The 22,899-nt window shown below is 62.8% G+C and carries 28 protein-coding genes; 16 read left to right on the forward strand and 12 right to left on the reverse strand.

Annotated elements, in window-relative coordinates:
- Window positions 1-137: 137 nt before the first annotated feature.
- The gene (locus tag LB526_RS20150; RefSeq protein ID WP_095768828.1) at window positions 138-410 is read right to left on the reverse strand and encodes a hypothetical protein; all 273 of its coding nucleotides are present in this window, start codon (window positions 408-410) and stop codon (window positions 138-140) included.
- 290 nt (window positions 411-700) lie between these two features.
- On the opposite strand from LB526_RS20150, the gene LB526_RS20155 reads away from it, so the two are divergent.
- On the forward strand, window positions 701-1,465 hold the full coding sequence (locus tag LB526_RS20155) for an SDR family oxidoreductase (protein ID WP_224629433.1): 765 nt from the start codon (window positions 701-703) through the stop codon (window positions 1,463-1,465).
- Between the two features lie 157 nt (window positions 1,466-1,622).
- On the opposite strand, the gene LB526_RS20160 is transcribed toward LB526_RS20155, so the two are convergent.
- Together LB526_RS20160 and LB526_RS20165 are read right to left on the reverse strand one after the other, a co-directional pair.
- Window positions 1,623-2,216, reverse strand: a complete 594-nt coding sequence (locus tag LB526_RS20160) for a DJ-1/PfpI family protein (RefSeq protein ID WP_224629434.1) — start codon at window positions 2,214-2,216, stop codon at window positions 1,623-1,625.
- 107 nt (window positions 2,217-2,323) lie between these two features.
- Window positions 2,324-3,022 (reverse strand): GntR family transcriptional regulator, encoded by a 699-nt coding sequence (locus LB526_RS20165; protein WP_224629435.1) that lies wholly within the window; start codon window positions 3,020-3,022, stop codon window positions 2,324-2,326.
- A 135-nt stretch (window positions 3,023-3,157) separates the two neighbouring features.
- Between LB526_RS20165 and LB526_RS20170 the strand changes: the two genes are divergently transcribed.
- The 3 genes from LB526_RS20170 to LB526_RS20180 are packed head-to-tail and all read left to right on the forward strand — an operon-like array spanning window position 3,158 to window position 6,710.
- Entirely contained in the window at window positions 3,158-4,384 is a 1,227-nt protein-coding gene (locus tag LB526_RS20170) for an iron-containing alcohol dehydrogenase (protein ID WP_224629436.1), read from the forward strand.
- Window positions 4,385-4,399: 15 nt separating this feature from the next.
- On the forward strand, window positions 4,400-5,884 hold the full coding sequence (locus tag LB526_RS20175) for an NAD-dependent succinate-semialdehyde dehydrogenase (RefSeq protein ID WP_224629437.1): 1,485 nt from the start codon (window positions 4,400-4,402) through the stop codon (window positions 5,882-5,884).
- Window positions 5,885-5,894: 10 nt separating this feature from the next.
- On the forward strand, window positions 5,895-6,710 hold the full coding sequence (locus tag LB526_RS20180; RefSeq protein WP_224629438.1) for an alpha/beta hydrolase: 816 nt from the start codon (window positions 5,895-5,897) through the stop codon (window positions 6,708-6,710).
- Window positions 6,711-6,929: 219 nt separating this feature from the next.
- Here the strand turns inward: LB526_RS20180 and LB526_RS20185 are convergent, their stop codons facing one another.
- Window positions 6,930-7,826, reverse strand: coding sequence for a LysR family transcriptional regulator (locus LB526_RS20185; protein WP_095768902.1), 897 nt, complete (start codon window positions 7,824-7,826; stop codon window positions 6,930-6,932).
- Window positions 7,827-8,117: 291 nt separating this feature from the next.
- Here LB526_RS20185 and LB526_RS20190 point away from each other — a divergent pair, with 291 nt between their 5' ends.
- From LB526_RS20190 to LB526_RS20200, 3 genes are all read left to right on the forward strand, one after another.
- On the forward strand, window positions 8,118-8,852 hold the full coding sequence (locus tag LB526_RS20190; RefSeq protein ID WP_224629439.1) for an SDR family NAD(P)-dependent oxidoreductase: 735 nt from the start codon (window positions 8,118-8,120) through the stop codon (window positions 8,850-8,852).
- Window positions 8,853-8,894: 42 nt separating this feature from the next.
- On the forward strand, window positions 8,895-9,494 hold the full coding sequence (locus LB526_RS20195) for an NADPH-dependent F420 reductase (protein WP_224629440.1): 600 nt from the start codon (window positions 8,895-8,897) through the stop codon (window positions 9,492-9,494).
- Between the two features lie 77 nt (window positions 9,495-9,571).
- A complete protein-coding gene (locus LB526_RS20200) occupies window positions 9,572-10,000 on the forward strand; it encodes an SRPBCC family protein (RefSeq protein WP_224629441.1) in 429 nt (142 codons plus the stop codon).
- 179 nt (window positions 10,001-10,179) lie between these two features.
- Here the strand turns inward: LB526_RS20200 and LB526_RS20205 are convergent, their stop codons facing one another.
- The 3 genes from LB526_RS20205 to LB526_RS20215 form a co-directional block, all read right to left on the reverse strand.
- The gene (locus LB526_RS20205) at window positions 10,180-10,926 is read right to left on the reverse strand and encodes a metallophosphoesterase (protein ID WP_224605575.1); all 747 of its coding nucleotides are present in this window, start codon (window positions 10,924-10,926) and stop codon (window positions 10,180-10,182) included.
- Window positions 10,919-11,725 carry a nucleotidyltransferase family protein gene (locus tag LB526_RS20210; RefSeq protein WP_224629443.1) on the reverse strand — a complete coding sequence of 269 codons (807 nt, stop codon included), beginning with the start codon at window positions 11,723-11,725 and terminating at the stop codon, window positions 10,919-10,921. The genes LB526_RS20205 and LB526_RS20210 overlap by 8 nt, the downstream gene beginning before the upstream one ends.
- 93 nt (window positions 11,726-11,818) lie before the next feature.
- Window positions 11,819-11,980 carry a hypothetical protein gene (locus LB526_RS20215; protein ID WP_224629444.1) on the reverse strand — a complete coding sequence of 54 codons (162 nt, stop codon included), beginning with the start codon at window positions 11,978-11,980 and terminating at the stop codon, window positions 11,819-11,821.
- 368 nt (window positions 11,981-12,348) lie between these two features.
- Here LB526_RS20215 and LB526_RS20220 point away from each other — a divergent pair, with 368 nt between their 5' ends.
- The 3 genes from LB526_RS20220 (at window position 12,349) to LB526_RS20230 (ending at window position 13,542) form a co-directional block, all read left to right on the forward strand.
- Window positions 12,349-12,657 carry a DUF982 domain-containing protein gene (locus tag LB526_RS20220; RefSeq protein WP_224629450.1) on the forward strand — a complete coding sequence of 103 codons (309 nt, stop codon included), beginning with the start codon at window positions 12,349-12,351 and terminating at the stop codon, window positions 12,655-12,657.
- 251 nt (window positions 12,658-12,908) lie between these two features.
- Entirely contained in the window at window positions 12,909-13,097 is a 189-nt protein-coding gene (locus LB526_RS20225) for a DUF3606 domain-containing protein (protein WP_224629451.1), read from the forward strand.
- 226 nt (window positions 13,098-13,323) lie between these two features.
- On the forward strand, window positions 13,324-13,542 hold the full coding sequence (locus LB526_RS20230; protein WP_224544276.1) for a hypothetical protein: 219 nt from the start codon (window positions 13,324-13,326) through the stop codon (window positions 13,540-13,542).
- A gap of 184 nt (window positions 13,543-13,726) precedes the next feature.
- On the opposite strand, the gene LB526_RS20235 is transcribed toward LB526_RS20230, so the two are convergent.
- The gene (locus tag LB526_RS20235) at window positions 13,727-13,906 is read right to left on the reverse strand and encodes a hypothetical protein (RefSeq protein ID WP_224629453.1); all 180 of its coding nucleotides are present in this window, start codon (window positions 13,904-13,906) and stop codon (window positions 13,727-13,729) included.
- A gap of 117 nt (window positions 13,907-14,023) precedes the next feature.
- On the opposite strand from LB526_RS20235, the gene LB526_RS20240 reads away from it, so the two are divergent.
- Window positions 14,024-14,767, forward strand: coding sequence for a Crp/Fnr family transcriptional regulator (locus LB526_RS20240; protein WP_224629454.1), 744 nt, complete (start codon window positions 14,024-14,026; stop codon window positions 14,765-14,767).
- Entirely contained in the window at window positions 14,767-15,840 is a 1,074-nt protein-coding gene (locus tag LB526_RS20245; RefSeq protein ID WP_224629455.1) for a sensor histidine kinase, read from the forward strand. The genes LB526_RS20240 and LB526_RS20245 overlap by 1 nt, the downstream gene beginning before the upstream one ends.
- Window positions 15,841-15,900: 60 nt before the next feature.
- On the opposite strand, the gene LB526_RS20250 is transcribed toward LB526_RS20245, so the two are convergent.
- Entirely contained in the window at window positions 15,901-16,815 is a 915-nt protein-coding gene (locus LB526_RS20250) for a hypothetical protein (RefSeq protein WP_224629456.1), read from the reverse strand.
- A gap of 436 nt (window positions 16,816-17,251) precedes the next feature.
- Here LB526_RS20250 and LB526_RS20255 point away from each other — a divergent pair, with 436 nt between their 5' ends.
- The 3 genes from LB526_RS20255 to LB526_RS20265 are packed head-to-tail and all read left to right on the forward strand — an operon-like array spanning window position 17,252 to window position 18,856.
- Window positions 17,252-17,980 (forward strand): DUF4142 domain-containing protein, encoded by a 729-nt coding sequence (locus LB526_RS20255; RefSeq protein ID WP_224629457.1) that lies wholly within the window; start codon window positions 17,252-17,254, stop codon window positions 17,978-17,980.
- Window positions 17,981-17,994: 14 nt separating this feature from the next.
- Window positions 17,995-18,594 carry a hypothetical protein gene (locus LB526_RS20260; protein ID WP_224629458.1) on the forward strand — a complete coding sequence of 200 codons (600 nt, stop codon included), beginning with the start codon at window positions 17,995-17,997 and terminating at the stop codon, window positions 18,592-18,594.
- Window positions 18,595-18,643: 49 nt separating this feature from the next.
- Window positions 18,644-18,856 carry a hypothetical protein gene (locus LB526_RS20265; RefSeq protein ID WP_140696544.1) on the forward strand — a complete coding sequence of 71 codons (213 nt, stop codon included), beginning with the start codon at window positions 18,644-18,646 and terminating at the stop codon, window positions 18,854-18,856.
- 36 nt (window positions 18,857-18,892) lie between these two features.
- On the opposite strand, the gene LB526_RS20270 is transcribed toward LB526_RS20265, so the two are convergent.
- The 3 genes from LB526_RS20270 to LB526_RS20280 form a co-directional block, all read right to left on the reverse strand.
- Window positions 18,893-19,156 carry a hypothetical protein gene (locus LB526_RS20270; protein ID WP_224629459.1) on the reverse strand — a complete coding sequence of 88 codons (264 nt, stop codon included), beginning with the start codon at window positions 19,154-19,156 and terminating at the stop codon, window positions 18,893-18,895.
- 617 nt (window positions 19,157-19,773) lie between these two features.
- Window positions 19,774-19,962 carry a hypothetical protein gene (locus tag LB526_RS20275; RefSeq protein ID WP_224629461.1) on the reverse strand — a complete coding sequence of 63 codons (189 nt, stop codon included), beginning with the start codon at window positions 19,960-19,962 and terminating at the stop codon, window positions 19,774-19,776.
- A 134-nt stretch (window positions 19,963-20,096) separates the two neighbouring features.
- Window positions 20,097-20,993: an alpha/beta fold hydrolase gene (locus tag LB526_RS20280; protein WP_224629462.1), complete on the reverse strand. Its 897-nt coding sequence runs from the start codon at window positions 20,991-20,993 to the stop codon at window positions 20,097-20,099.
- 145 nt (window positions 20,994-21,138) lie between these two features.
- Between LB526_RS20280 and LB526_RS20285 the strand changes: the two genes are divergently transcribed.
- Window positions 21,139-22,899, forward strand: a complete 1,761-nt coding sequence (locus LB526_RS20285; RefSeq protein WP_224629464.1) for a thiamine pyrophosphate-dependent enzyme — start codon at window positions 21,139-21,141, stop codon at window positions 22,897-22,899.

Consider the following 22,899-nt stretch of genomic DNA (forward strand, 5'->3'; position numbering starts at 1 on the left):
AGGATCGGTATTCAAAGAGGCCACGTCCGGCCAACCACAGCCACCCCGGCGAACTCCGATAAGTTCGCAGAGACCATAACGCAAAGAGGGTCGAGGCTTGTCGAAAACGCTCCGAGGAACGCCGCCCCCAGGGAATCCTACTTCCCGCAATAGTTATCGTTGATGTAGTTCACCGCATTCGCGTCCGGTCCGACGCGGTGATACGCGCAGGCGCCCGCCGCCGTGGTGGTCATCTGCTGATCGTAATAGCGCGGACCGCCGAACAGCGTCTCGATGATGTCGTCGCTGGCTGGAACATAACGCTCCTGTTTGACGACGCGGTAGCGATGCTGTTCGCCAGCGGCGGCCGGGCCCGCCATCATGGCTGCTGCGGCAAGCACGAGCGCGGCGATTGCAAAATATTTCGTCATGGCAGCGACCTTCCGGCAATTCGGATCTGCAGCATAGCCAAAATCGCCAGTGGAACAAAAGTTCCCGTTTCGCACTCGCGGCCGGTGAGTTCCTCGACACAGAAATTTGTGCGATGCGCATCATGGATAGGGGAGCAGTTCGCGCTCGAGGTGTCGATCGATCGCCGCCACGTTCAGCAGCAGCATTTGAGCGACCAGCAAGGATGGGGTGCGACAAAAACCGCAGCCGAGACCAAGACTCCTGTATGTTCGCCCGATTGCGATCAAGGAATTAGGAAGGAGCTACCCCAATGGACTTGTTCAAACTGGCTGGCGACGTCGCGCTGGTCACCGGCGCCGGCAGCGGCATCGGTCAGGCGATAGCAGTCGGCCTTGCGGAGGCCGGTGCCGACGTCGCGTGCTTCGGTCACGCCTCGAAGGGAGGGCTCGAGGCGACGGCGCAAAGGATCACCGCGCTCGGCCGCAAGGCGCTTGCGATTACCGGCTCGGTGACGTCGGAAACCGATCTTGCCGCCGCCGTCGAGCGTATCGAAAGGGAGCTCGGCGCGCTTACTGTTGCCGTCAACAATGCAGGTATAGGCGGCGCACACGCGGCCGAGACCTTGCCGCTGGCCACGTGGGAAGAACTTTACGGCATCAATGTCGGCGGTGTGTTCTTGTCCTGCCAGGCCGAGGCTCGCGTGATGCTGCCGCGCCGCAAGGGATCGATCATCAACGTGGCCTCCATATCCGGCTCTATCGTCAACCGAGGTCTCCTCCAGACGCACTACAACTCGTCGAAGGCAGCGGTCATTCACATGACCAAGAGCCTGGCGATGGAGTGGTCGGACCGCGGACTGCGGCTGAACGTGCTCAGCCCCGGATACACGCTGACCCCGATGAACCGCAGGCCGGAAGTGGCCGAGCAAGTGAAGAACTTCGAGCGCGATACGCCCATGGGTCGCCTCGCGGCACCCGAGGAGATGATAGGCCCGGCGGTGTTTCTGGCCAGTCGAGCCGCGTCTTTCGTCACCGGCATCGATCTTATCGTGGATGGCGGCTTCGTGTGCTGGTAGCAAAGCGAAGCACGGCGTGCTTCGTACTTAAATCCAAGGACGTCGCGGCCCTTGCAAAGGGCCGCGGGAAACGCGTCGCGATCCGACCCGAAACCGGGATCCGCCGTTGCATTTGTGCCAGGTCGCCCGCCTTCTCAAGCGCAGCGGCCGGCAGTGGCTAATTATGGTGGATTTCCGTGCCGAGCACCTTCAGACACTCACGAATGAAGGCAGCAAGTGCGGTCCACCCTTTGGCCGAAACCATCGTGCCGTCTACATAGGCGTCGGTGGGCGAGAGGTCGATATAGGTGCCGCCCGCAAGGGTGACCTCCGGCTCGCAGGCCGCCAGCGCACCGACCTTCTTGCCGCGCACGACACCATCCACCGCTATCAGAATCTGCACGCCGTGGCAGATCGTGAAGATCGGCTTGCCGGTCTCGTGGAAGTGGCGGACCATGGCCTGAATGCGCTTGTCGGTGCGGATGTATTCCGGTCCGCGGCCGCCGGCGCAGTAGACCGCATCATACTGGTCGATCTGCCTTTCCGCCTCCGAAAACGTCTTGTTGATCAGCGCGTAGTGTCCGGGCTTCTCGGTATAGGTCTGGTCGCCCTCAAAGTCGTGCAGCGAGGTCTTGATCCGGTCTCCGGCGTTCTTGTCGGGGCACACGACATGGATGGTGTGGCCTACGGCTTCCATGGCCTGCTGATAGACGAAGATTTCGTATTCCTCGGTGAACTCTCCGGTCAGCATCAGTATCTTTTTGGCTGGCATGGTCTTCCTCTCGGTTGCGTGGCAGTGCAAGGCGCGCCTTGGGTTTTGGGCATCGGATTGTGGATGTCAGCAAAGGGCATGTTTCACCCGCCTGGAACGTCCGGCTGCTATTCGAACGCAGGCAGGAGCCTGTCGCGCGAGTTCTCGATGTGCACCCGCATCGCCGTTCGCGCCGCGTTCGCATCGCCGGCTGCGAAAGCCGAGAGAATGGCTTCGTGCTCGTCGAGCGCCTCCTCGGTTACGCGCGAGTGGTACATCAGCCGGAAAATGTGAAAATGCGTGTGCTGGTGGTTCAGCGTCTCGCGGATGATCTCGTTCTGCGCGAACTCCATGATCTTGTCATGGAAGATCGCATCCTGGCGGGCGAAGTTGGAATAGCGAAGGCGCTCGTCCCTGCCGTCGCGGCGGGTCATGACCCCCGCCGCCTCTTGCAGGGCCGCCAGCCGGGCAGCGTCCAGGCCGGCCGCTGCCTTGGCCGCGGCGGCAGGCTCAAGCAAAAGGCGCAACTCGTAAAGCTCGTCAAAACGCCGGCGTGTGATCTGCGGTGCGGCGCGATAGCCGATCAGATGGGTCTTGATCACCAGGCCTTCGCCTTCCAGGCGCCCGAGAGCCTCGCGGATCGGCGTATGCGAGACATCCAGCTCCCGGACGAGATTGTCCACCGTAATCCGGGACCCCGGCGCGATCTTGAGCGACATGAGTTGCTGGAAGATCGCCTCGTAGACGTCTCCCGCGAGGCTGTTTGCGCGCTGAATTCTGCCTGTCGGCCGCGCGTCGTCATCAAGCTTCACATCGGGGTTCTGCATCTTTTTACCTCTTGACAGGAAGGACCACTAACACGATGCTCCGGCCAATTCAATCCTATATCCTATACGATTTTATAGCGGATACGCCTAAATGGAAGCGATGGATCGCCGATCCATACTGGAAGGGCTCACTCGATGACCTTGTTCGCCGCAGCGCGATTGCCGCGTGAGATCTTGTTCGGCAAAGGCCAGCGCCAGGTGCTGCCGCAGGTCGCATCCAGGCATGGCAAGCGCGCGCTCGTCTGCACGGACGAGCGCTTCGCGGCAACGGCCATATTCGGCGAGATGATGGCCGCGCTGAGCAATGCCTCTGTTGAAATCCTTGTCCATGACCGCACGCTGCCGGACGTGCCTCGGGACAGCGTCGCGGTCTGTGTTGCCGAGGCGAAGGATTTCAAACCCGACATGATCGTTGGGATCGGTGGCGGAAGCTGCCTCGACATGGCCAAATGCGCGGCGCTGCTGATCAGTCATGGCGGCAGGCTTCAGGACTACTATGGCGAGTTCAAGGTCCCGGGCCCAGCACTGCCGCTGATTGCCGTGCCGACCACCGCCGGCACCGGCTCGGAGGTGACTCCGGTAGCCGTCATTTCCGATCCGGAGCGCCTGCTGAAGGTCGGCATTTCAAGTCCCCACCTCATCGCCGCCGTCGCGCTGTGCGACCCGGAGCTGACCGCGACCTGCCCGCCCGCGCTCACGGCAATTGCCGGCGCCGATGCCCTGACGCACGCCATCGAAGCCTTTACGGCGGCGAGGCGCGGAACCGATCCGACACTGCCGCAGCAGCACGTCTTTGTGGGCAAGAGCGCTCTCACCGACCATTTCGCGCTATTGGCCGTCAAGCTTCTTGGCCGCAGCCTGGAAAGGGCCTACCGGGACGGTGCGGACGAGGATGCGCGCGCCGATGTGATGATGGGCGCCTTGGCGGCCGGCTGCGCCTTCGGCACCGCCGGGACGGCCGCCGCCCATGCCGTGCAGTATCCGGTTGGCGCGCTCACCCACACGCCGCATGGGTTGGGGGTGGCGACCATGCTTCCCTATGTGATGAACTACAACTTGCCCGCCGCCGCCGGCGAGTTTGCGGAGGTCGGCGCCGCGCTCGGTTTGCCCCAGGCGGACATTGAACTCAAGGACAGGGCTTCCGCGGCGATCGCAGAGGTCTCACGGCTTTTCGGCTCGATCGGCATCACACGGACGCTGGCTGAGCTGGGCCTGCCTGCCGGCAAGATCGAGTGGACCGCCGAGCAGGCGCTCGGCATCGACCGCCTGATCAAGAACAACCCCCGCCCTTTCGACGCCGCCGCGATGCGACGGCTGGTGCAAGCGGCCTATGACGGCGACATGCCCGCCGTTCTGATGTGAAACAGGAGACACCTGATGAACGCTTCTCCAGGGCTTTTGGATGAGGAGGACGTCTCCGAATATGCCACGTTCTCACACGGGCTCTATATCGGCGGGCAATGGCGGCCCTCGTCGGACGGGCGCGTTATCGAGGTGGTCGATCCATCGACGGAATCCGTCATCGCGGATGTTCCCGATGCTACGCTGGCTGACGCCGCCGCCGCCGTCGACGCCGCGGCCAAGGCGGCGGCGTCCTGGCGCGAAACCGCCCCACGCAAACGGTCGGAGATCCTGAGACGTTGCTTCGAACTGATGACCGAGCGGGCGGAGACGTTGGCCGTGCTGATTTCGTTGGAGAACGGCAAGGCGCTGCGCGATGCACGCAGCGAAGTCGCTTATGCGGCCGAGTTCTTTCGGTGGAACGCCGAGGAAGCGGTTCGCATCAGCGGCGAGTTCGGCCTTGCGCCTTCCGGCGCAAACCGCATCGTCATCGACTACCAGCCGATAGGCATATGTGTGCTCATCACGCCATGGAATTTTCCAGCTGCCATGGCCACACGCAAGATCGCGCCGGCGCTCGCAGCCGGCTGTACCGTGATCCTGAAGCCCGCCAGCGAAACGCCGCTGACTGCCTATGCGCTTGCCGCGCTGTATGAGGACGCCGGCGTCCCGCCCGGTGTCGTGAACGTTCTCACCACGTCCAAACCGGGGCCACTGACCGCTGCCATGCTCGCCGACCCGCGAGTGCGCAAACTCTCGTTCACCGGCTCCACCGGCGTTGGGCGCGTTCTTCTGGCCGAAGCCGCCAGGCACGTCATCTCCTGTTCGATGGAGCTTGGCGGCAACGCTCCCTTTGTCGTGTTCGACGACGCCGACCTGGAGGCAGCGCTCGACGGAGCGATGATTGCCAAGATGCGCAACGCCGGCGAAGCATGCACTGCCGCCAACCGGCTTTATGTCCAGGCGGGTATCCATGATGCGTTCGCGGAGGGACTGCGCAAGCGCATGGCCGCGCTCAAGGTAGGCCTCGGCACGGACGTCGAGACCGAATGCGGCCCGATGATCACTCGCAAAGCCATCGAGAAAATCGACCGGCTCGTCAAAGACGCGGTCCGTCGCGGTGCAAAGGTGCTGTGCGGAGGCGCAGCCTCGGATGACAAGGGCTTTTTCTACCCGCCGACGGTTCTTTGCGACGTTGCCCCGGATTCGGAGATGGCGCACGAGGAAATATTCGGTCCCGTCGCTCCAATCATGCGCTTCGACGATGAGGCCGAAGTCATCGCGCGCGCCAACGACACCGAATACGGGTTGGCGGCCTATATCTATACGCGCGATCTGGCCAAGGGCATGCGCGTGGCATCAAGGATAGAGTCGGGTATGATAGCGCTGAATCGGGGCCTGATGTCCGACCCTGCGGCTCCCTTCGGCGGCGTCAAGCAGAGCGGCCTGGGACGCGAAGGCGGGCAAAAGCACGGCATCAGCGAGTTCCTGGAACCCAAATATATCGCCGTGACGATGTGAGGGCGCAGGCGTGACCAGGGATCCGTTTCGCATCCGCGACCACGTTACGGAGTTCGACGATATCGTCGCCGAGATCGTTCGCCGCAGCGCGGAGACCCGGGCGAAAATCCCGAGCGTCGCCGATATCGCCTACGGACCGGACGCCGCCGAAACCGTCGATCTGTTCTTTCCCCTGGGAAAACGCGATCGCCTGCCGGTGCACATGTTCATCCACGGCGGCTACTGGCGCATGTTCTCCAAGCGCGATTATTCCTATGTCGCGGACACGGTGACGCGGGCGGGCGCGATCGCGATCATCGTCGACTATTCACTGATGCCCTCGGTGAGGATGGCCGCCATCGTCGAGCAGGTGCGCCGAGCCAAGCGTTGGGTGCTCGAGCACATCGCCGAGCATGGCGGCGATTGCGGCCGCCTGACGGTCAGCGGGCACTCCGCCGGCGCCCATCTGGCGACGATGCTGTTCAACGATGACGGCCGATCATCAAGCGTCAAAGGCGCGCTGCTGCTTGGCGGCTTGTACGAGCTGAAGCCTCTGCAGACCTCCTTCCTTGCCGCCGAGATCGCCATAACGGACGAGGAGGCCGCCAGCCTGTCGCCGCTGACACATCGCTTCGATCCCGCCGTAGAGGTCGAGATTGCTGTTGGAGCCGAGGAAACGCCGCCGTTCCACAGCCAGGCCGAGGCATTTGCGAAGCATCTGCGAAAGCAAGGGCTGGCAGTCTCTCAAACCGCCCTCCTCGGTGCCAATCACATGAGCAGCGTTCGCGACCTTGGAGTGAGTGGAACCGAGGCATCGGATCGTCTGGCCAAGCTCATCGCCACATAGAGCCCTATCCAGATACCGGGCGCTGGCCGCGAAGTGGAATGCTGCGCTCAATCCCGCTCAAGCGGCGCAGGCCGCAAGCGCGCCGGCTGCATGGGGCGGCTATGGCGACAAAAGCGTCAAACCGTAAGAGACCGTAGCCGCTCAAAAAGTTCCCCGCCTTGAAGGCTGCCGTCGCCCGAACCATCAGATGCGCAAGCGTCTCCGGCGACCTGCCGCGCGTCAGTCGCGCGATATGGACAGCCCGGCGAGAAGCGGCGCGTGCGCGGCAAGCCTGCGGGACATGAACTCGGTGAAGAGCCGCACGCGCTTCGTCTTGCGGGACTCCCCCTGCGTGAGAAGCCAGAGCGTTCCGTACATGTGCAGGTCGGTTCCCGGCACCCTCACCAGTAGAGGGTCGGCATCGCCGACGAAGCACGGCAGCGTGGTCATCCCGAGCCCTTGCCGGACGGCAACGATCTGCGCCTCGCCGTCCGTGGTCCTGAATGGAACCCCGGTGGTGCGAACCTCGCCGTCGCTCGCCCAATCCGGAATTCCATGAATGCTTATGACGATCCACCGGATCGGATCAGGCGCGCCCGCACGCCACGCGGCCAGCCGATCGCGAGACATATAGACGCCGCCGAACACCTCCGGCCCCTTCAGGCCGTGAAGATTGAGCGGCAGGGTTTTGCGGTCGTAGACGACGCGGATCGCGACGTCGGCCTCTCGGTTGGTCAGATTTGCCAGCTCGCCGGACGACAAGATGTCCATCTCGATATCTGGATGCAGACGCGCGAACTCGGCGAAGTCCGGCATGAGCAGGTGTGTCGCGAGCGGCGGCGCCAGCGTCACCCGCAGAAGCCCGCGCACGCTCTGGTCTCGCCCAAAGATGCGCGTCTCCAGCAGGTGCGACGACGCTTCCATCTGATCCGCGAACTCAAGGACCTCCTCGCCCGCAGCCGTCAGGCGGTAGCCCGAAGGCAGCTTTTCGAACATGTGCACCCCGAGGCGTTCCTCGAGCTGGGCGATGCGTCGCAGCACGGTCGAGTGGTTCACACCGAGGCGCTCAGCGGCAGCCCGCACGGAGCCTCCGCGCGCGACGGCAAGAAAGTGGCGAACGTCATCCCAGTCGATCATGGTGCAATCCAGCACCGCCGAGGTGCGCCTTCCAAAGCATGTGTCCAATACATCGAACAGCATCTCGTATGTGAGTAGCACGGGCGATCGTCATAGCCCACGCTGACAAGCGCGGCCCATTCCGAACAGCGGACACCGATCGTCGCGGCTGGCGTCAGTCGTCCAGCCGGATCGATTTCGCACCACCGATGTGCGCGCTTGTGCACTCAAAGCCCGATGCCGGCGGACCCATCTCGGAGTTCTCGGGGTCCTTCCCCGAACAACCAAAGATGGAGCCTGAAAGGACAAATCATGGGAAAGCTCGACGGTAAGGTTGCAGTCGTCACGGGTGGATCGAGCGGCATGGCGCTGGCGAGCGCCAAGCGGTTCGTTGAAGAAGGCGCCTATGTCTTCATCACGGGCCGGAAACAACAGGCGCTCGATGAGGCTGTCAAGGCGATTGGCCGGAACGTAACCGGCGTGCGCGGCGACGCGGCCAATCTCGACGATCTCGACCGCCTGTTCGACACGGTGAAACGGGAAAAGGGCAAGATCGACGTCCTGTATGCGAGCGCCGGCATGGGCGAGTCCGTCCCGCTGGGCGAGATTACCGAGCAGCATTTCGATGCGACCTTCGGCCTGAATACGCGCGGCACGCTGTTCACGGTGCAAAAGGCGTTGCCGCTGTTCAACGATGGCGGCTCGATCTTCATGACCGGATCAGTTGCTTCGCTGAAAGGTTTCCCCGGCTACAGCGTGTATGCAGCGAGCAAGGCAGCGTTGCATGCATTCGCCCGCGGGTGGCTCAACGAGCTGAAGGGCAGGAATATCCGGGTGAACGTGCTGCACCCGGGGCCGATCGCCACACCGATGCAGGACCAAGTTCTCACCGAGGAGGCGAAGCGGATGTTCGAGTCCCTGATCCCGCGGGGAAAGATGGGGCGTCCTGAGGAAATTGCGGCGGCCGCGCTGTTTCTTGCGTCAGACGATTCGAGCTTCGTGAATGGGCTGGAGCTGTCTGTCGACGGCGGCTTCTCGGCGATCTGAAAGGCCGGGAAATCCAATATCAACACGGATCGGAGAAGCATTGTGAGCTATGCAATTGTAGGATTCGGTGCGGTAGGCCAGGCCCTCGCCCGCGCCTTCGCCCGCAAGAACATCGGCGTGACCGTCGCGAGCCGCCAGCCGCCCGAGGCATTGGCGCCGCAGGCTCGAGCGATTGGACCCACGGTAGTCGCCAAGTCGCTGCGGGAAGCACTCGAGGCCGACACAATCATCTTGGCGGTCCCTTTCGGGGAGCATCGCGAGGTTGCGAAGGGCCTGCCGAGCTGGAACGGCAAGACGGTCATCGACGCGATGAATGCGTTTCCTGTACCTGACGAGCTGCACGGCCTCCCGTCCTCCGCCTTCGTCGCAAAGTCGTTCACCGGCGCCAAGTTCGTGAAAGGCTTCAATCACCTCATTGCAGCCATCTTGGCTGCCGATCCGGTCGTCGAGGGCGGCCACCGGGTGGTCTTCCTGTCGAGCGACGATGAGGACGCGACCGCTCAGGTGGCGGCCTTGGCCAAACAACTCGGGTTCGCACCCGTCAAGCTGGGAAGGCTCAACGAGGGCGGCGCGCTGGTGCACGCACGCGGCCGCATCTGGGGCCGGCTCATCTTCCAGGATCTGTTCAAGAAGGAGCAGTAATCGGTGTACAACCGTGTGATTTGGCCCGAAAAGCACGACCCCAAACGTCGGCGATCTATGCTCTCAACGACATAGACGTGAAAGCGCCCCCAGCAGTGGTATGGAAGCTGCTGGTCGATGCTGAGAACTGGTCGAGCTACTTTCCTCCTGAAGACCAGGTGAAAATCCTGAGCGGCGAAAGGGAATTGGCGCGCGGGACCAAATACAGCCGAGTGACCGTCGGATTCCCGATGAGCCTGGTTATTACGGAGTGCGAGCCCTTCCGCCGACTTGCGTGGGCAACGACTGTCGATGGTGATGACACCGGCTCGAGCGCGTACCATGGCTGGGTCATCACTCCCACGGATGATGGCTGCCACTGGCTGACCGAGGAAACACAGCAGGGGCCTTGGTTCCTTGAAGAACTCGGGCGCAAGCATCCCGGTGGGCTCTATCGCTATCACCAGGAACGGATCGAACGTCTCGCCGGCGCGGCGGAGGCGAAAGTAGAAGTCAAGGCAGGTTAACCTACGGGTCCTTAGGCTTGGGCTGCCCAGCGCCTCTGCACATTGAGCGGACAGAGAAACATTGTGCGCCTTCGAGCGCTTCATCCGCTCCTTGGGGACTGTCCACACCGCGGGCCCTTCCAAGGAAGGCAGCCAGGTCGACGAGGTCTAGCCACCCGGTCACCAAGTCGCTGGCCGGCTCAGATCTCGAGCAGCGCATAGGGCCGGCCCGTCGGCTTCGCGACGTGCATGGCGACATTGTAGACTTTCGCGCCGCCGGGAGTTTGACCTTCGAAGGTGCCTCGATGCGCGTGACCATGCACGACGGCGCTCACCTTGAACCGGTCGATCGTTTCGGCCAGCCGGGAAGAGCCGAGGAACGGGAAGATTTCAGGCGGCTCGCCAGCGACCGTTTCCGCGATCGGGGCGTAGTGAAGCACAACAAGCGTCCGCTTGGCGCGGACTTGCCGCATGGCGTTTTCCAGCCGCATCGCCTCGCTGACGCTCTCGGCCACCATGGCCTTGATTGCCGGCTCACCGAAGGACCCGAGCATCCTCGAGCCGAACCCGCCAACAAAACCTTTGACGCCGACGAAGCCGACTTCCATCAGTTCCGTCGCCTGTCCGTCGAGGAGGTAAACGCCGGCCTGGCGAAGTGTCGCCGCTATCTGCTCGGCGCAACCGGATTCGTAGTCGTGGTTGCCGAGCACCGCGACCACGGGAATCGAGCAGGCCCGGAGATCCTCCGCCAAAAGCTCGGCCTCCTTCGGCTTGCCGAGATTGGTGAGGTCGCCGGTAAGCACCAGGACGTCGGCTTCGCGCGAAACCTCGCCGAACAGGTCGCGATGGGAGGTCTGGGCATCTTCCTGAACATGCAGATCGCCCACCGCGGCGACTTTGATTTTGCCGTTTCCGCTCGTTTTGTTTGCCCTGCTTTGTTCAGCCATCGTGAAATTCTCCAACGCCGCCGACACCGGCAAAGCCCCATTCCTTGACATCGATCTCGTAGTCGACTTGCGACAGCAGTCGGCCGCGGCAGATCTTCATCCTCGGTGAAGGCAATTGCCGCTGCCTGGCGAGCCGGTCGAGCAGATCGTCAAGCAACCAGTCGGGAATGCGGTCGCGTTCGCTGGGATAAATCCAGCGGAAATTCAGCAACTGCATCAGCAGCACCTCCCAGTGGATGTCGAGATAAGACAGCAGCCTTTGCCAGTCGATCTGCTCATGTGCCTTGAGGATGGTATGGGCGATATCGGCGCCGTCGTGCCGTCCCCTGTCCTGGATGAAGCATTTCGACCAGATAAGTTCCGTAGGTCCGATGATCCTGACCCGGCTGCCCAGCAGCTCGACCTGCCGGGCATGCTCCAGCCACTGGTCCTCGACCTGCATGGTGCCGTTGGCGGAAGCAAAGATCACGTCGAAGAAATGCGGACCTTCGAAGACCTTCCCCAGCCAGCGATCGTCCTCGATCACGACGGCGTAGCCGATATCCTTGAAATGGGCGAGGATGCGCGGACAATCGCCTGCCTTGCAGAAGATATCGAGGTCCTTGGTCTGGCGCACGACGCCGGTATAGGCGCTCACCGCATATGTCCCGGCAACCAGAAAAGGAATGTCGGTGGTGGCGAGCTCGCGGATCGCGTGCGTATAGAAAGCTTCCGCCTCCGCGCTCTTCAGCGTCGGCTCCGCCTTGGCGTCGATCACAGGCAGCGTCGCCAGCACGCCCGGCAACTCGTCATCGGCCATCGACCGTTGCTCCGAGCTCAAATCTTCATCCGGGATGTAAACAGCAACCTGACCGGCTGGTTCCGTTGCCGGCGACTGTGGGTGAGCCTCACCTCAGTCCCCTTGGTTGCGGTATAGGCGCTCGGTTGCACGATCGCTCTCGCGGCGTTCGGCCGGCCCTCGGTGCCGGCGAGTCAAAAGAGCATAAACGAGCACGAGCAGGAGAATAATCGGCCCGCCGATCACGACGAAGGCCCACAGATCGACACCGAGCATGGCTTTTCCTTCCCGGTTGGAGGCGGTCGGTCGTCCGGCTAACCGAGTTGGCGGCCAAATGTTCCGCCCACCGTCCCTGCGAGGCTACAGTTAAGCCGATCTCGATTCACGGCCGTACCCTTGCTCGACGAGACGGAACGTAGCGGTCGCGTCCATGTTTACTGAAGAAGCGCGCTTTCCATGGAGAATGGGATCGCTGAAGGCCTTCCGCAGGCATTGCGGAGCCAATTGAAAGCCCGGTCTGCTTATCCTCGTTGGTGACACAGGAGCGCAGACCGGGCCTGCCTCGGTGAGGGAACTAAGGCCGCCGCACTCTGCGCCACGATCGGTCGCGCCGCCTTAACATAGGTTGTTGTCGCAAACGCCGATTGAAGGATGATGCCGTGTCCGATCACCGTTTCAGCGGCAAAGCGGCCATGCGCTATCGCAGCAAACGTTTTCGCAAACCGGTCGTGGTGCAGCCAGGTCGCATCGACCGTGACCGCGTCGTCGTGTCGGTGCTGGATGCGGCTGACGTGCTTTTGCACGATTGGCCCAAGCCTCATTTGAGGACACGGCGCCGCGCGATCCAGGCCTGCCTTGCGGTGTTGCGCAATCAGGAGCCGCCAAGGGTCGCACACCAGGCTTTCATCGCTGCTGCCGAGGACGCCAGAATATTGCTTCGCGACCAGAGCTGAGATCAGACGCATCCCGGGTCCGCCATGGGCGAGCCGAGATTTTGCCCGCCCCGATCTGATCCACCAGCCAGCGGGATCGTTCCAGCAAAAAGGCGGCTCCCCGCGATGGCCATGCCGTTTCTCCGATCAGGCGCTCGGTACGCCGGCGGGTGCGAGGGGGGACTTCCGAACCGCACCGAGCCGCATGTTCCGTGCAGCGGCCGACGGAACGTTTACCGGCGGACGTTGTTCTTCAACCAGGAGGAACGGTGATGACCGACGACAAGAACCAGCGTGATTTCCGCGACCGCGACCGAATATCGGGCGACGAAGAATATGAGGTCGCGTATTTCGCGCGGAAATTCCAGCTGACGATGCCCGAAGCCCGGGAGCTTATTCGCAAACACGGCAATGACCGCGCGACGCTGGAGCGCGAAGCCAAGGCGCTTGGTTCCCGTTAGGCCGGAATGACCTGGCGCGGATGCGTCTGGCTGAAGCCGCCGGCGAAGGGAATGCGCGCGCAAAGCCAGTGTGATTGACCGAAGCGCCAATGTCTCCAGACGTGTCGTTGCAGCGCCGAAGCTTCAAAGAATTTTCCCGACTCCCTCTCATGGGTTAATGCGCGACCGCGAGACCGGGAGCATTCGTTGGCTGCAAGAGAATAAGCGCGGCTTAGGGAGGTGCGGCGTGATCAAATATCATCCTGTCCGGCTGAACGAACTCATCGAGCACTATATGGAAACGCGTTCCTCGCACCGCTCGCCGGTGTCGGTGGCCGCGGCCACGCGGGCCATCCTTACTGTCATGCCGGATTGCTCGGTAGAGTCTCCTCAATTGAGCAACATGATCGCGCGGTCGGCCGTCAAGCACGGACACGCCGTCAGCTTCGACTTGATGTCGGTTTAATCCGGCGAGGATCTCTCAAGGGGCCGCAAGGCCGGCGCGCCATGTCCAGCGGGTGACGCGCCGGATTGGTCGGCAGTGGGCTTGTCCAGCTGCGATTGGCAACACGAGAGGGGCGCGGCTGCGTCGTAGCCGGTGGCGGACACTCGCGGCAGCCGCTTCTCAGCGCTTGGCACACGACGCATGATCAATCGCGGCTCCGGCCCTCGAGATCGGTGATGCCCATTTCGACGCGATCTTGACCAGGCGCTTCCAAGGCCTCGTGGCTGGCCGCGACGGGATCGATAGCCGTGAAACCGAGCGCGAAAATCGCGGCTGTGATATCCTGCTCAGGAAAATACGCGTCTCCAGGACGGTGCACGAGCATCGGCGACTTTGTCGTCCATATGCGCTTCCTGCTCGCAGTCGTCCGCGGCAAACGGACGTTAACATAGGTAAGGTCGTTGCCCGATCGTTCTGTGTATCACGGACAAGAAGGATAAGGATGAGGCGGCCTCTGATCCGGAAGCTCGAGAAGTTCACGCGGCTCTCGCAGGCCGACAAGGACATGCTGCTCAGAATAGCGGCGCAACGGGTTCGACGTTTCGCCGCGCGCGAGGATATCATCCACGAGGGCGAGAAGCCCGAATTCATCAATCTGATCAGCGAGGGCTGGGCCTGCCGCTACAAGACCCTCGAAGACGGCCGCAGGCAGATCATCGCATTTTTCCTGCCTGGGGACCTGTGCGATCTGAATGTCTTCGTCCTGAAGGAAATGGACCATTCTATCGGCGCCATCACGCCGGTCGTGGTCTCGGAAATCTCGCGCACGGCCTTCGACGAGATGATGATCGGGCATCCGCGCATCACCCAGGCACTGTGGTGGGAATCGCTCGTCGCAGCGGCGATACAGCGCGAGTGGACCGTCAACCTCGGGCAGCGCGATGCACTGGAGCGCATGGCGCATTTACTATGCGAGCTGTTCATCCGGCTGGAAGCTGCGGGCTGCACGAGCAACAGCAGTTGCGAGTTCCCGTTGACGCAGACGGAACTGGGCGAGACGCTGGGCATGTCGACGGTTCATGTGAATCGCACGCTGCAGGAGCTGCGCGCCTCGAACCTCATCGTGCTGAAGGACAGGACTCTGACCATTCCCAACCTTAAGGCATTGCAGGACGTCGCGCTGTTCAATCCCAATTATCTGCATCTCGATCGCGAAGGCAGGCATCTCGATGCCAATGAAGAGTGATGTCAAAGGGTCCGCCCAAAGAGCCGCTTGAACGCAGCCTGGCCGAGGTCCAGACGGCCCTGCATGAGCATGCGAGTGCCGAAGCCGGGCTGCGCGCAAGCGAGGAGAACCTGCAGGATTTCGGAGAGGCCGCCTCGGACGTGCTTTGGATTCGCAACGCCGAGACGCTGCAGTGGGAATATCTGAGCCCGGCTTTCGACGCCATTTACGGCATGAGCCGTGAAAAGGCCCTGGCTGGCGACAACTTCGCCAGCTGGATCGACCTTGTCCTGCCTGAAGACCGCGAGCATGTGCTGGCCCAGATCGAGCGCATTCGCGACGGCAAAAGCGTCACCTTCGAATACCGTATATGCCGGCCGGCCGACAATGAGATACGCTGGCTGCGCAACGCCGATTTTCCGATGCGCGATGAAGCGGGAAAGGTCGCCCAGATCGGGGGCATCGGTTACGACATCACGCATCAGAAGGAATGCGAGGAACAACACCGGGCCCGCTTCGCCGAATTGCAGCATCACGTGCGCAACACGCTGGCCGTCATCCGCTCGATCGTGCGGCGCACGATGGAGAGAAGCGAATCCCTGGACGAAGCCGCGGCCCATCTGGAAGGCCGCATCAACGCCTTCGCCCGGGTCCAGGCGGCCATCACACGCCGTCCGTCGATCGGTATCAGTCTGGCATTGATCGTGGCGGAAGAATTGCGTGCTGCGGGCGGCCGGGAAGGCGAGAACCTGACGATCGACGGTCCGCCCGTGACGCTTGCGCCCAAGGCCGCCGAGACAATAGGGCTGGCCATCCACGAGTTAGCGACCAACGCCCTGAAATACGGAGCACTGTCTAGCCGCGCAGGCCGCATCGACATCCAATGGCAGCTGGAGGAAGAGGACCTGCTCCATTTCAAATGGATGGAGAGCGGATCCCACGATTTCAAACCCGTCGAGCGGCGCGGCTTCGGCTTGGAGGTTCTGGAGGGCACCTTGCCATACGAGCTCGGAGCGACGGTGGACTTGCGGCTGGCTCCGAGCGGGCTCAATTTCACGGCTGCCATCCCGCTTGAGGCCATCGGCGGCCAGTAGCACGACCACCGCCGTCGGCGACATGGTTGCCGCCCTCATCCAGACTAGGCGCGATGACCGTCAGCTGCTTCTCAAAAAGCGAGCCTCGTCCTCGTCCCTTTGCCGGCCGCCAAGCACTCCCGCAACGGCCGCGATGAAGGCGCCGATCACCAGCGACAATGCGCCAACCAGAGCAGTGGTGGCGCTTGCCTTGCGGGCCTTGTCGGCGGCCGCCTTGGCTTTGTTCTTGGCATCCTCGACGCCAGCGAGGACGTCGTCCACCCGCTTCTGCGCATCGGCTTGTGGCAGGCCCGTCCGCGATGCCACCAGGCGGGCAAGATATGCCTTGTCATTCGCGCTCATTTCGCCGTTCGCAGCGCTGATTGCCAGTATGCGTGTTGCCTGCCCAGCGGCATCGGCATTGTTCTGAGGCGTGCCGGCCGGTGGTGTTGCAGCGGCTGCGTTATCGGCCGGCCGGAACAACGCGTCGACGAAATATCCAGCCAAATCATTGGCGGATGGCGACTGCGCCGACGAGGCCTGCGAAGCTGCACCGGCTGCGGCGCCGCTCAACAAGCCGGTCGTCGCCTGGGCGCCAGTGCCGACAATTCCCGAGATCGCCGTACCAAGGACGGTGGCCACCAGCAAGGTGGCAAGCGCCCAGGCCAGGAACCCGTGCGCGGTATCGCGGAAATACACCTCATCGGTATGAACGTTGACCCACTTGGTGCGAAGCCGTCCGGCAACATAGCCGCCAAGCGCGGATGACAGCCATTGCACTATGATCAGCCAGACCGCGGTCGACACGGCGAAAGTCGTCAGCGAAGCGCCGCCCCAGGGCGACATCATCGTCAGACCAAGCCCGGAACCGACGAGCATGAGGACGAGCGTCAGAGTGGCCGCGGCGAAAGCGCCCGCCACGATGGGTCCCCAATTGACGGCAGACGAAGATGTTTCGACCGCGGCTTCGTCGACCGCGGAAAAGGCATTGGTCATTGTCCGCTCCTACCGCGCGAAAAGCATCAAAAGGATAATGATCGGAATCGGAACGCCGAGCAGCCAGAGTAAAATACCTCGTCCCATTTCTTCCTCCTGCAAGTAATGTTCAGTGCTTGTAGGTAATTCCCGGATTCGGCTTTCGTTCCACCCGCGAGCAGAGCTCTGAGGCAAAGGCCGGTTTCGCCTCGACTCCGAACGCTTGATTGAGGCAAAGGCCCGTCTCCGTTGTGAAAAAGGGCCGATCCTCATCGACGAATTCACCGGCTCCTCTCTTGCCCGCTGACCGGGCTTCGCCATGGTCGGTCGATCAGAAACCCGCCCGGCCAGAGCTGGCGGATTCCATTTTGGCCTTTTGAAACGCCACAAGTCTGTCGCGGAACAAAGGCCGGGAATAGCGGTTCGGGCCCCATCAAACAGCAAGGAGCCTTCAGCCATGAGCATGCGTATGTTGCTCGTTCCATCGACGGCCGTCGCGTTGATGCTTGCCCTTCCGGCCTTCGCGGCCGACGACGCGCAGACCTTCGTCGACAAGGCCGCCATCGGCGGGATGTTCGAAGTGGATTCCAGCAAGATCGCGCAAGACAATGCGAAGGATCAGCAGATCAAGGATTTCGCCAAGCGGATGATCACCGACCACGGCGCGGCGAACGCCAAACTGCAGAAGATCGCCGCCGAGCAGAAATTGCAGGTACCGACGGGATCCGATGCGGAGCATAAGAGCGATCTGGAACGGTTGCAGAGCACGACGGCCTCGCTGGATCAGCCTTACGTGGAGATGCAGCGCAAGGCACATGCGGACGCGGTCGGCCTGTTCGAGGCCTACGCCAAGGACGGAGACAATCCCGCGCTCAAATCTTTCGCGGCGGAAACCCTGCCGACACTGAAAATGCATCAGGACATGATCGAGAAGATCGCCCGCGCCAGCGCGAGCATGCCGGCGGTCAAATCGGCATCGACACCCAAACCACCCGCTCCGGTTCCCGGCGCAAACAGCTTCACCGAGGCGCAGGCGAAGAAGCGCATCCAGGATGCCGGTTATGCGGACGTGTCAGCGCTCGCCAAGGACGAGCAGGGCATCTGGCGTGGCCAGGCGACGAAGGACGGCAAGGGCACCTCCGTTGCACTCGACTATCAGGGCAACGTCTTCGCCGGCCAACAATAGACAGGAGAACCGACATGCAAACGATCACCGCGCTGTTCGACGACTATGACGACGCCGCTGACGCGGTGGGCGAGCTGGAATCCATTGGCGTCCCGTCATCCGACATCAGCATCATGGCCAACAATGCCCGCGGCTGGTATCGAAACACGCCATCCCCGGCCGCCGAGGATGCCGCCAGCGGCGCCGGTATCGGCGCGGTCGTGGGCGGCGCCGGAGGCTTGGCAACAGGCCTGGGCGCCATGGCGATACCTGGCGTCGGGCCGGTCGTCGCGGCCGGCTGGCTGGCGTCGACAGCCGCGGGCGCCGTCGCCGGAGCGATTGTGGGCGGCGCGGCCGGCGGCATTATCGGCAGCCTGACCGATGCCGGCGTGCCGGAGGAAGACGCGCATGTCTATGCCGAAGGCGTCCGCCGCGGCGGCACGCTGGTGACAGCTCGCGTCGAGGACGACCTCGCTTCGGAAGCCCGGGAAGTCCTTCACAGCTCCGCGTCGGTCAACATCGCCGACCGCCGCAGCGAATATGAAGCGGACGGGTGGGCAGCCTTCGATCCGGCTGCCGGCGATTACTCGGCTGAGGATGTCGAGCGGGAAGCGGCGCGCCGAAGGGCGACCTAACCTCGCCGTCGGCGGCCACAACAGACGCAAAGCCAGCCAGGAGTTCGACATGAGACGGGTGCTTCTGCCACTGATATTGGCTGCGGTGGTCCTGGTGCTCTGTTATTGGGCCTTCGTCTATGTCGGCACAGGCTGGCAAACAGCGCCCGTCAAACGGACACCCGAGCAAAACCAGGGCGGGAACGCGCCGCAGGATACCTCACCGGCCGCCGGCATCACGAAGAATCCGCAGGATGCCAGCAAGATGCCGGGGGTTCAGTGAAGAGTTCGAGCGCGATATCCGCTCTTTCCCGGAGGCCTACTCGCGCGTGATGAATTTGTTGAAGCGGCTGATGGCACCCTCCGCGGTCATGTCCTGGTGGACGAACGCCAAATTGTCATCGTCCAGCACTTTGAAGAAGTCTTCCCATTCGATCGGTCTCAGATCTTCGTCGCCTGCGCCGAAATCGACCCGCAGGATCGCGCCCTTCCCCGGCCCGGCGACGACGGCAGGCCTACCCTCGCGCGCCTCGATCCAAGCTCGGATCACTTCGTGATTTGAGGTCGTCATAGCCTCGCTCATTGCGGCCTCCTGGGTGACAGTTCCCGCTATCTCAGAGGAACCCGAAGATATCCCGCTTGTTCCCCTTGCGTCCGGTTCGGGAGCCACGCGGCGATCCAGACGAAGAAGGCCCGCTGCCTGCATGCGGCAACGGGCCATGGGCCTGATGGGACCCTGGATCGCTAGAGGGAGGGCGATCGGCTTTCGAACCGGCAGGCGACAGAAATGTTCCGGAGAAAGTTTCCACGTTTCTAGCACGTCGGGTACTGGGAAAACTTTCTTCGGCATTTTCGGTGTCGCCTCGCGCCCGCGGAAATGATGTTGCCGAACGGCAATCGGGATGAATGTTTCAGCCGGCGGAGCGGGCATGCCCTGGCTTGGCTATCTTGGACCTTCATCCGATCCTTCCCCTGCCCCGGTCGCTTGGGAACTGTCCGATTTTACCCGCGAGAACACACGAACCGGCGCTTGCCTCGGTGCCGGGGCGCGAGATTTTCGGCGCCACCATCGCGGCAGAAACTCGGCAATCAGGCTTTGAATTATGCCCTTCATCCGATCGCCCATGGAAGGTTTGGAGACGAACAACTGCCGGCCATGATTGTTCCGCATCGTCGCGATCGGAACGTCGCAGTCGACAATCAATTCGGGCGGGCTTTGCGCGTCCGCAACGCTATCGCCGCGTCGAGCTTACGCGCCAGTGCCAACATTCGAGACGGTGCATTCTCGCCTCTCAGCGCCTCCAACGCGACGCTCGTCTCGCGCTCCGGCGTCGTGATCTTGGAGGGTTCCTCCTCCGATCCGAGCACTTCACGAAGCTTGCGTGTCACGGCCGTTCCCCTAACATGGGTTAATGCCTTCCCCACTAACCCACTGACGGGAAAAAGGTTCCTGTCTCGCCAGTCTGCTGGACCGACGAACTTCCTCTCGGGACAGCTGTCCCGAATATCGAAGTCGGCGCAGCCTATTGCCTGCCGAAGCTTGTCAGGAAGCTCTCCAGCGCCTCTCGGGTCTGCTCAGGCGCCTCGCGGGTCGGAAAGTGGCCGACGCCCGGCAGAAGCTCACGTTCGTAGCTTGCCGAGAAATACTCCTCCTTGCCTTCGGACGAACCCGGCAGAACGACGCGGTCGTCATCGCCATGAAGGACCAGTGTCGGCACCGAGATGACCTTCGCCTCAACCTGCTTGCGCGCGAGTTCAGCGTAGCGCGGATCGGGATCCGCCTCCCCCCAGCGCACGCGATAGGAATGCAGCGTCACATCCCGCCAGTCCGGATTTTTGAAGGACCTCGCCACACGTTCAAACAGCGCGTCGTCAAACCAGCCTGGCGGGCTCCAGCTGCCCCATTGGAATCGCGCGAAGGAATGGCCGTGCTGTCGCACGAACTGCTCGCCACGCTCGGTCGCCATGAACCACTGGTACCAGAAGGCCCTCGTCTGCTCCAAAGGCGGCGTCGGAAGCGAGCCGGGTTGCCATCCCAGCGAAAGCGCCGCGCAGCATCTTATCCTCTGCGGAAAGACGGAGGCGAGCAGGTAGGCGATGCGCGCCCCCCAGTCGTGGCCGACAACCGCGAACCGTACGAGGCCGATGGCATCGGCAAAGTCGAGCGCGTCCTGCGCCATGGCGGCGATCTCGCCTGAGCGCATCGTTTCGCCGGAGTGGAACACGCTTCCTCCAAACCCCCGCAGCCATGGCGCGAAGGTGCGAAAGCCCGCGGCGTGAAGAAATGGCGACACGTCCGCAAACGTGGTTGCATCATCGGGCCAGCCATGAAGGAGCAGCACAGGCGCTCCGTCCTCGGATCCGCCGCTCACATAGGCGACCCGCAGCAGCGGCGTGTCGCAGAAAACAGGCTCGTCCACAGATCCTCCTCAGAGCAGCACATGGCAATGGCCGCCACAACCCCTTGCAATCAGGTTTGTTCCTTGTGACCGCCGGCCCGGCCCGATCCGACGAGGGAACCAACCGTGGTCTTGCCGGTTCGGAAGCCAACAGCGGAGCCTCGCCATGCCCAACGCAGCCGAAATCCTCGTCGACACCCTGATTGCCTGGAACGTCGAAGTCGTGTTCGGCCTGCCCGGCGACGGCATCAATGGCGTCATGGAGGCGCTGCGCAAAAACCGGGACAGGATATCCTTCGTCCAGGTGCGGCATGAGGAATCGGCCGCTTTCATGGCTTGCGCCTACGCCAAATGGACAGGCAAGCTCGGCGTATGCCTCGCAACGTCGGGGCCCGGCGGTACTCACCTTCTCACCGGCCTCTACGACGCCAAGCTCGACCAGGCGCCGGTGCTGGCAATTACCGGCATGCAGTTCCATGACCTGATCGAGACATTCACCCAACAGGATGTCGATCTCACCCGCGTCTTCAACGACGTCAGCGTCTACAACGTCCAGGTCTCGGACGCGGCGCATATGGAGAACGTGGCCAGCCTCGCCTGCCGCACCGCGCTCGCCCGCAGGGGCGTCGCCCATCTTTCAATCGCCAGCGATATCCAGGAACAGCCCGCCAACGCGGCCAAGCGATCCAAGCGCAACCGGCCGGCGCACACGCCGCAGGGCATGTTCGCTCCTCACTGCGTCGCGCAAGACGGGGAGTTGGACAAGGCCGCGGCCATTCTCAACAACGCAGCGCGCGTGGCGATCCTTGCGGGGCGCGGAGCGATCGGCGCGGCGGCCGAGCTTGAAGAATCGGCGCGGCTGTTGCAGGCGCCGGTCGTCAAGGCGCTGCTGGGCAAGGCGGTGCTGCCGGACGACCATCCTTACACCACTGGCGGCATTGGCATTCTGGGCACCTTGCCATCGCAGGAGGCGATGGAAACATGCGACGCCGTCCTCATTGTCGGCTCGACCTTTCCCTACATCGAGTACTACCCGCGGCCGGGCAAGGCGCGTGGCGTCCAGATCGATTGCGATGCGCAGCGCATCGGCCTGCGCTTTCCGGTCGAAGCCGGTCTGGTCGGCGACGCGGCGGGGACCTTGCGCGCCCTCAACAAGCGGCTGAAGCAGAAAGCTGACGGCGAGTTCTTGGCGACGGCGCAAGGCTCGATGCGCAAATGGCGCGAGATGATGCGCCAGTCCGAAGACGACTTGGCTCATCCTCTCAAGCCGCAACGCGTCGCGCGCGCCTTCGGCGAACGTCTTGCGGAGAATGCGATTCTGGCCACCGATTCCGGCCAGAACACGGAGCTTGCCGCCCGTCATGTCGATCTCCGCGCGGGACAAGCCTTTAGCGTTTCCGGTGCGCTTGCCTCCATGTCCTGCGGCCTCAGCTATGCGATCGCCGCCGGCATAGCCTTTCCCGGCCGCCCTATCGCGGCGATCGTCGGGGATGGCGGGCTCGCCATGCAACTGGGCGAGTTTTCGACGGCCGTGCGCTATGGCATTCCGCTGAAACTCCTGGTCATCAAGAACAACATGCTGAACCAGATCGCCTGGGAGCAGATGATGTTCCTCGGCAATCCCCAATTCGGCTGCGAGCTGCAGCCGATCGATTTTGCCAAGGCCGCCGAGGCGATGGGTGGAAAAGGTTTCAGCATCGAGCGGGCGGAGGAGGTCGAGCGCGTGCTCGACCAGGCTTTCGCCGCCAGCGGGCCGGTGATCATAGAAGCGCTCGTCGACGCCTATGAGCCGATGATGCCGCCGAAAATGCCGCCCGATTACGCCAAGAACTTCCGCAAGGCGCTGCCTCGGACTCCGGGCCGCGACCAGATCGAGGAAAACGTCGCGCAGGAGCCAGCCAAGACGATGATGGAGGCCGGCGAATAG

Source organism: Mesorhizobium sp. CA6, from assembly GCF_020165035.1.
Lineage (GTDB): Bacteria > Pseudomonadota > Alphaproteobacteria > Rhizobiales > Rhizobiaceae > Mesorhizobium.